Below are 6,699 nucleotides of genomic sequence, written 5' to 3' on the forward strand. Positions count from 1 at the left end.
CTTGACCATCGGTTTCAGTTGAGCAGTTTGAAACTGTCTTTCAGCCACGGATTGCTTAGATGGGTCGGGGTCAATGCATGGTTTCGGATCAGGTTGCGCATTTTGTCATCGACCAGTTCGATCACCGATCTGGAGCAATCCGGTGTGGCCACAAGCGCCAGCGTCCTGGAAAAACTCTTGCCCGGAAACCGGTGCATCCGCAGCTTGGGCTGAAACCGTTTGGCACGAGAAAACAGCAGCGGCGTGGTGATGGTCCAACCAGCACCGGCGGCCACCATCGCCATAAGGGTCTGGTTGTTGCTGCATTCGAATTTGTGCGGTGTTGTCACCCCGATGCGACGCAGTTGCGACTCGATCTGGCGGGCGATCATCAGGTTGCCGGAAAAATGCAGAAAGGGCAGTTTCGTGCGGTTTTCCACAATATCCGACAGCGATTGTTCGTTGATCAGCGGCAACACCACGATAAAGGGGTCGCGCAGCAAAGGCCTGTCCTGCAATTCGCCCAGCCGTTCACCGGGCGCGGCGGTGATGCCCAGATCAAGCTGGCGGTTGCGCAGCATGTCAATGATCGCATGGCTGGATTCGGTCTGGTACATGAAATCGCAGGCCGGCATGCAGGACGACAGGAACACCGCCAGTTCCGGGATGATATCGCTGTCGAAATCCTCGATCGTGCCGACCCTGAGATAGCTGGCTTCGGTCAGGCTGCCAGCTGAGGCCTCGGCCTTGGCCTTGCGGATGGCGAACAACGCCCCGTCGATGTTGCGCAAGAACGCAGCCCCCTTTGGTGTCAGCACCATGGGGCGGCGCGCATGGTTGAACAGATCAACCCCAAGGTGGTCTTCGAGATTGCGCAGATGGTGCGATACGGTGCTGACGGTCAGCCCTGTTTCCCGCGCCGCCGCCTGCAGCGACCCCTTCTGGGCGCAGATCTGAAAAAGCTCAAGTGACTTGAGGCTGAGGTCTTTGGCTGAGGCTTGACGGGGCATGGTACCTGCGGCGAACAGAGGGGGTATTGGCGCATCTTAATCGCAAAATTTGCGAACATAAAACGCAAAAAATCGCACAAAGTCGGAAACATTCCGTCCATCTGAAAAACCGTGGAAGCCTTGCCCACCATGAGCGGCCCCGCAGCGTGCCGTGCTGCGCACATATCATTGGAGTGAACATGAAGCGATTGGTTCTGGCATCAGTATGTACCCTGGGGTTCGCCGCCCCGGTTCTGGCACAAGATTGTGGCGAGGTCACGATCACCCAGATGGATTGGGCTTCGGCGAATGTGGTGACGTCTGTGGCAAAGTTCCTGATGGAGCAGGGATATGGCTGCGCCGTAACCACTGTGCCATCCTCGACCCCCACCGCGCTGACCTCGGTCGCCGAGACCGGCACGCCGGACATTCTGACCGAACTGTGGGTCAATACTGCCCCCGCCTATGCCAAGCTGGTCGAAGAGGGCAAGCTGGTGGAATTGACCGATGTCTTGTCTGACGGTGGCATCGAAGGCTGGTGGGTGCCGCAATACGTTGTGGACGCAAACCCCGAGGCGGCAACGCTGGACGGTATTCTCGCCAATCCCGATCTGGTTGGACGCCGGTTTGACAACTGTCCCGACGGATGGGGATGCCGGACGGTCAACGACAACATGAACCGCGTCATCGACATGGAGCGCGCTGGCATCGAGGTGTTCAACCACGGATCTGGTGAAACACTCGCCACCGCCATCGCCTCGGCCTATGCTGATCAAGAGCCGTGGTTCGGCTTCTACTGGGCGCCAACCGCGATCCTAGGCAAATATCCAATGGTTCTGGTGGAAACCGCTGAATACGACGCAGACACCCACACCTGCAACAGCAGCAAGGAATGTGCCGAGCCGGGCATTTCGGCCTATCCACGGGCGGCGGTAAAGACTGCGGCAACCACCAGCTTTCAGGAAAAGAACCCGGAAATTGCGGAATTGATGTCAAACGTCACCTTCACCAACGAACAGATGGGTGGCGTTCTGGCCTGGATGGAAGACAACAATGCCTCCGCCGAAGAAGGGGCCGTGTATTTCCTGACCAGTAACCCGGATATCTGGGCTGACTGGCTAAACGATACGGCACGCGAAAAACTGTCAGCTCTGCTGAAATAGCATGAACCTTAGGGCGTACCCGGCGGGCAGAACCGGCCGGGTACACAGGTAAATCGCGCAGGAGAGATGCAGGTGTCGAGCTACGAACAGATTTTCGACGGGTTGGGATTGCGAGACTGGTGTGATGCCGATGCGTCGGAGTCCCCGATGAGCATGGCCCAACTCCTCGCCAAGAGCAGTGGCGGTGATGGTACGGGCGACGTCCTGCCGTTTCCATCGCTTGATGCCCTGCACGAGGCCTGCGATGCGATCCCGCAGACACGCGATGTGACCGTCAGCGTTGAACAGGGGTTCCTTGCAATCAAGGACAGCCTGAAATTCGTGCTCGATCCGCTGACACAGCCCCTGTCCTGGATGCTCGAAGGGGCGCTCTATGCCTTTACCACGACCCCGTGGTGGATTCTGATCCCTTTGCTCGTCTGGGCTGCGTGGGCAGCGACGCGCAAGGTTGGCATCACTGTTTTTGTGGCCTCGGTCTTCCTGTTCTTTGGCTTGATCGATCATCTGGACGTGGCGCTGGAGACCCTGTCGATCATTTTTGTTTGCACCGGTCTCAGCGTTCTTCTGGGTGTGCCTGTGGGGATCCTGATGTCGCGGTCGGATCGCTTGCAAAAGGTGATGCTGCCCATCCTCGACATGCTCCAGACATTGCCGAGTTTTGTCTATCTGATCCCGCTGATTTTCCTGTTTTCGGTGACCGAACCAAAACTCTATGGCATCGCGATCATTCTTTACGCCATCGTACCGGTGATCCGGCTGACCGACCTTGGTATTCGCCTTGTGGATCAGGATGTGATCGAGGCCGCAGACGCCTTTGGCATGACCAACCGGCAGAAACTGTTCGGGGTGCAATTGCCTCTGGCGTTGCCCAATATCATGGCCGGTGTGAACCAGACGATCATGATGAGCCTTGCGATGGTGGTGATTGCCTCGCTGGTGTCTGCACCCGGACTTGGCGTGCTGGTCCTGCGCGGCATCCGCAATCTTGAACTGGGTGTTGGTTTGGTGGCCGGGTTTGGCATCGTCTTGCTGGCGGTGGTGCTTGATCGCTGTTCCAAGGCCGCACTGCAACGCATCGATCCCACCCATGAGACGGACTAGACAGCGATGACCTCACCCAAAATCCGCGTCAAGAACCTCTATAAGATCTTTGGCCCCCACCCGCAGCGCGTGTTGCCAGCCGTTCGCGATCAGGGCATCGGAAAGACCGAACTGTTGGAAAACCATCGTCATGTCCTTGGGCTTCAGGATATCAGCATCGACATGCAAGCCGGAGAGATTTCGGTGATCATGGGCCTGTCAGGGTCGGGCAAGTCCACCCTGATCCGGCATCTAAACCGACTTATCGAACCCACCGCCGGCGAGATCCTGATGGATGGCGAAGACGTCATGCAGCTTGGCGAACAAAGCCTGCGCCGCTTGCGCCGCAAATCCATGTCGATGGTGTTTCAGAAATTTGCCTTGCTGCCGCATAACACAGTGCTGGAAAATGCGGCTATGGCACCGCGCATTCGCGGGGATGCACGCGAGGTTCGCGAAGCAGAGGCGCGCAAGTGGCTCGACCGCGTGGGCCTGTCCGGGTTCGAGGATCGTTATCCCCGACAGCTTTCGGGCGGCATGCAGCAACGCGTGGGCATCGCCCGTGCCCTGACCGCTGACACCGATATCATGTTGCTGGACGAGGCCTTTTCCGCTCTTGATCCGTTGATCCGCACCGACATGCAGGATCTGTTGCTCGAACTGCAGACTGAATTGCACAAGACAATCATCTTCATCACCCACGATCTGGACGAGGCGCTCAAGCTGGCGGATCATCTGGTCATCCTTAAGGACGGCGCTGTTGTGCAACAGGGCGCCCCGCAGCAGATCGTGATGCAGCCGGCCGATCCCTATATTGAAGCCTTCGTGGGCGACATCAACCGCGCCCGCGTGCTGCGCGCCGGAACCATCGCGACCGAAGGTAACCCGGACGGGGTGGTGGTCGGGCAAGTTGATTGGCAGGATACGCTTGAGACGGTCATCCGGGTTGCCAAGGGCAGGACTGACGCCACTGTCATGGTCGTCAGGGACGGGCAGCCTGCCGGAAAAATCGAGACGTGCGAACTCTTGTCCGCATTGATTCCATACGGGTCTGTGGAAAGCGGTCCACCAGAAACCACGGCAGGTCGTTAGCAACAGTGCCGATGCGGCCTCGGGGTGCAGGGTTTATTGGTCGCGCTGGCGATTGTGACGGCCCCGATGTTCTCGCCCGCGCTTTCGATTGTCTTGCTGATACGCCTATTAGGAACCATCGGCTCTGACGTCAGGCAATGTCATTACATTTTTTGAACTGTCCAACACTGGCTATGCCGGATTTCCTCTCGCATCCATCCAAGAGCTTTGCTAAGCAGCGCCGTACTGCACGACACCAACTGCGTTGTTGTGCAGACGTGCGGGTGTGGCGGAATTGGTAGACGCACCAGATTTAGGTTCTGGCGCCGTAAGGCGTGGGGGTTCAAGTCCCTTCACCCGCACCACCGACACACCTTGATCACCCATATATCTTTAGCTATCAGGGGTTTGCGCCTGTGTTCCGAGACACTTTCCAGGACACATACGGGACAAATCGAAATGGTAATGATCGTGAAGTTGAAGCACGTTGATGAACTGGCAGGGGGTCGCAAGCGCTTCCGGAGGCGTTGGCCCAAGGATGTGGGCAAGGCTCTGGGTGAGTCGTTCATGCAGAAGCCTATGAAAGCCCGTGAGGGGGCCGCTCTGGTCTCCGAGCATGCTGCCTTTATGAACATTTTTAAGGCCACCGTAGAGGCTTACAGGCGCTCTGACGAAGAACGTGCAAGAATGTCTCCAAGGCAACTCTGGAAGGAAGCCGAAGCGGAAGCTGAGCGGCTGACCTCAGACATCGTAGGAGACGTCGAAGCAGCAAAGGACGCCTTGGCCGAGGAGGCTCAGTGCAACGAAGACCCGCTGCTATATCGTGCGATCAAGACCCCAGAGGCAGAGACGCCCAAGCCCACCTTGGCGGACGCCTTCACGCCCCGCGCAGCCAACAGATCCTCGACGTCAGCGGTGCTCAATGCAAAGCGATGGTAAGCCCAAACCGCGTAGGCAATGATCTCACGAGGAAAGCGAAAACCCTTCAGGCGTGGCATGATCGTTGGGAAGTTCATTAGCGCGACCTAGCTGGATCACTCAACCTTAGCAACTTGGCAATAGCCGCCCACCAGGGACCAGAACCCGTATTTGCGGCCATGTTTCTGCCGAAGCGCTGCGATAAAACCCTCATGCGTCAGGAGTGCACCATAGTCGGTGATCGCCGGTTCGGACGCCTGGCATTCGGCCAGATGGCGCGCGGCATGGCGGTAGCGCGTGGATTTCGCACCCTTCAGCGTGTCCTCGACCATCGCGCGGCGCAGCAGCGTCGCGGCCAGCGGGTGGCGCGCGTCCAGCGCCTCCGCGGCGTGGCTCAGCGTGGTGTAGTTATCACCGTCCAGCTCATCGGAGCGTGCCAGCACGACCTGTGCGGCCCGATCAAGCGCAGGCCAGTCGACCAGGAAGCTGATCGCCGCGCCAAGGCGAGGATCGGTTTCGACAGCATCGAGCGCTTGTTCCTCGGCCTCGATATCGTCAAAATCCGGCAACAGTTTGAGGTATTCGCGCAGGGCGCGCGCGTTCAAACCCTGCTCGAACGTGGACCAGAGATGCACCTTCAGATCGTCCAGCTTGCCCAGACGATTGAGGCAGTCTTCATAAACCTCATCAAGATTGGAATGGAAACTCCGGAAGGGGGTATCCATCACCTCCGACCGCCAAGGCCGCGCGGGTGAACGCATCATAAGGATAGAAACTCAATAATTGATCGTCAGCATCGTCAGTACTGTCTCCCTAGCCATGACTGCGTGCCATTCACTGCAATGGTTCTTAGCGCGTCTGTTTTGGCCCCGAGCGTAGCGCCGTTGTAGCACCAAGCGGAAACGCCGGAACGCGCACAGCGCCCCTTGGGGCGCTAGCGTGTTGATATGTTGTGATGATTTTGGTTGCGGGAGTAGGATTTGAACCTACGACCTTCAGGTTATGAGCCGATAAATCAGCGATTCCAAAAAGTTATAGATTTCAAGTACTTAGGAGATAAGCCTTTGTTTTCACGCGTTTTCCATTCCGACACCCACCGACATTGCCCCGCTTTCACCGGCCCAAACCGCGCCAAATCGGCGTACGTGCGTTGACATGGCGTTGACATGAATGGTGTAGACAAGTTCGATCGTCGATCGCGCTAGTGTTCTCCACATGACATTAGATACCTGCTTGAAAACGATGCATCGTACACGAGTTCAGCATGCCTGCGTGAACCTGTCAGATAACGGCAGAGAGCCCGCTGAGTCCAAGGGCACACGGTTCTGATGCTGCAGGTGCGGTCGGCAGGTCTCAGCCCTAGGGTCAGGACTCATAGCCAATAGATGACGGTTGCCGCTAGCGCGATTGCGGAGAGGAAGACCTTCGGGCACCTGTCGTATCGGGTCGCGACCCGTCTCCAATCTTTCAACCTGCCGAACATGATCTCGATGCGATTG

7 protein-coding genes, 1 tRNA gene and 1 pseudogene are annotated in these 6,699 nt (G+C 57.7%); 5 read left to right on the top strand and 4 right to left on the bottom strand.

Annotated elements, in window-relative coordinates; genetic code table 11:
• Window positions 1-14: 14 nt before the first annotated feature.
• On the bottom strand, window positions 15-989 hold the full coding sequence (locus ABJO75_RS12725; RefSeq protein ID WP_348123955.1) for a LysR family transcriptional regulator: 975 nt from the start codon (window positions 987-989) through the stop codon (window positions 15-17).
• A 179-nt stretch (window positions 990-1,168) separates the two neighbouring features.
• Here ABJO75_RS12725 and ABJO75_RS12730 point away from each other — a divergent pair, with 179 nt between their 5' ends.
• From ABJO75_RS12730 to ABJO75_RS12750, 5 genes are all read left to right on the top strand, one after another.
• Complete coding sequence (locus ABJO75_RS12730; RefSeq protein ID WP_348123956.1) at window positions 1,169-2,131, top strand: ABC transporter substrate-binding protein; 963 nt, start codon at window positions 1,169-1,171, stop codon at window positions 2,129-2,131.
• Window positions 2,132-2,203: 72 nt separating this feature from the next.
• Window positions 2,204-3,232, top strand: a complete 1,029-nt coding sequence (locus ABJO75_RS12735) for an ABC transporter permease subunit (protein ID WP_348123958.1) — start codon at window positions 2,204-2,206, stop codon at window positions 3,230-3,232.
• 6 nt (window positions 3,233-3,238) lie between these two features.
• Complete coding sequence (locus tag ABJO75_RS12740) at window positions 3,239-4,303, top strand: betaine/proline/choline family ABC transporter ATP-binding protein (RefSeq protein WP_348123959.1); 1,065 nt, start codon at window positions 3,239-3,241, stop codon at window positions 4,301-4,303.
• Window positions 4,304-4,562: 259 nt separating this feature from the next.
• A tRNA-Leu gene (locus tag ABJO75_RS12745) sits at window positions 4,563-4,647 on the top strand.
• 94 nt (window positions 4,648-4,741) lie between these two features.
• Window positions 4,742-5,221: a hypothetical protein gene (locus tag ABJO75_RS12750; RefSeq protein WP_348123969.1), complete on the top strand. Its 480-nt coding sequence runs from the start codon at window positions 4,742-4,744 to the stop codon at window positions 5,219-5,221.
• On the opposite strand, the pseudogene ABJO75_RS12755 reads toward ABJO75_RS12750, so the two are convergent.
• The 3 genes and pseudogenes from ABJO75_RS12755 to ABJO75_RS12765 all read right to left on the bottom strand — a co-directional run.
• Window positions 5,161-5,298, bottom strand: a pseudogene (locus ABJO75_RS12755) (IS6 family transposase); the annotation flags it as partial. The gene ABJO75_RS12750 and the pseudogene ABJO75_RS12755 sit on opposite strands and share 61 nt — an antisense overlap.
• Window positions 5,299-5,316: 18 nt before the next feature.
• The gene (locus ABJO75_RS12760) at window positions 5,317-5,925 is read right to left on the bottom strand and encodes a DUF6880 family protein (protein ID WP_348123961.1); all 609 of its coding nucleotides are present in this window, start codon (window positions 5,923-5,925) and stop codon (window positions 5,317-5,319) included.
• 647 nt (window positions 5,926-6,572) lie between these two features.
• On the bottom strand, window positions 6,573-6,699 hold a 127-nt coding region (locus tag ABJO75_RS12765), incomplete at its 5' end, for a transposase (protein WP_333483634.1).

It is taken from the genome of Sedimentitalea sp. (assembly GCF_039973035.1).
GTDB lineage: Bacteria > Pseudomonadota > Alphaproteobacteria > Rhodobacterales > Rhodobacteraceae > Sedimentitalea.

Bases quoted from the DNA above. Each gene is read 5' to 3' on its own strand.
- ABJO75_RS12725 (WP_348123955.1), bottom strand. From the start codon at position 989: ATGCCCCGTCAAGCCTCAGCCAAAGACCTCAGCCTCAAGTCACTTGAG.
- ABJO75_RS12730 (WP_348123956.1), top strand. From the start codon at position 1,169: ATGAAGCGATTGGTTCTGGCATCAGTATGTACCCTGGGGTTCGCCGCC.
- ABJO75_RS12740 (WP_348123959.1), top strand. From the start codon at position 3,239: ATGACCTCACCCAAAATCCGCGTCAAGAACCTCTATAAGATCTTTGGC.
- ABJO75_RS12750 (WP_348123969.1), top strand. From the start codon at position 4,742: ATGGTAATGATCGTGAAGTTGAAGCACGTTGATGAACTGGCAGGGGGT.
- ABJO75_RS12760 (WP_348123961.1), bottom strand. From the start codon at position 5,925: ATGGATACCCCCTTCCGGAGTTTCCATTCCAATCTTGATGAGGTTTAT.